At 70.8% G+C, this 506-nt stretch carries 1 protein-coding gene; it reads right to left on the bottom strand.

The genetic code is table 11. The features are described from left to right. Nucleotides 1–506 (bottom strand): beta-eliminating lyase-related protein (locus LPA54_RS36735; RefSeq protein WP_228984830.1); only part of this gene is annotated, 506 nt, incomplete at both ends.

The raw sequence follows: 506 nt of genomic DNA, 5'->3' as shown, positions 1-506 counted from the left end.
GCCCTCGGCGAGGCGCTGGGCCATCTCGTTGGCGTGCCGGGCGTTGCGCAGCCACAGGTCCCGGGCGAGCAGGGCCTCCAACTGCACCGACACGAAGCGCATCTTGGAGGCGAGCTGCATGGACAGCTTGCGCAGGTGCTTCATGTGCTTGATCCCGTCCGGGTCCAGCACCACGACGGCCTCGCCGAACAGCGCGCCGTTCTTGGTGCCGCCCAGCGAGAGCAGGTCGACGCCCACCGCGTTGGTGAAGGTGCGCAGCGGCACGTCCAGCGTGGCGGCGGCGTTGGCCAGCCGGGATCCGTCGACGTGCACCTTCATGCCGTGCGCGTGCGCGTGTTCGCAGATCGCGCGGATCTCGTCGGGGGTGTACACCGTGCCCAGCTCGGTCGCCTGGGCCAGGGAGACGACCTGCGGCATGGCCCGGTGCTCGTCGTCCCAGCCGTACGCCTGCCGGTCGATGAGCTCCGGGGTGAGCTTGCCGTCCGGGGTGGGCACGGTGTACACCC

This window comes from Streptomyces sp. DH12 (assembly GCF_020873895.1).
Taxonomy (GTDB): Bacteria; Actinomycetota; Actinomycetes; order Streptomycetales; family Streptomycetaceae; genus Streptomyces.
Note: the sequence above shows the minus strand (reverse complement) of the source record. Positions and strands in the feature narration are given on the sequence as shown.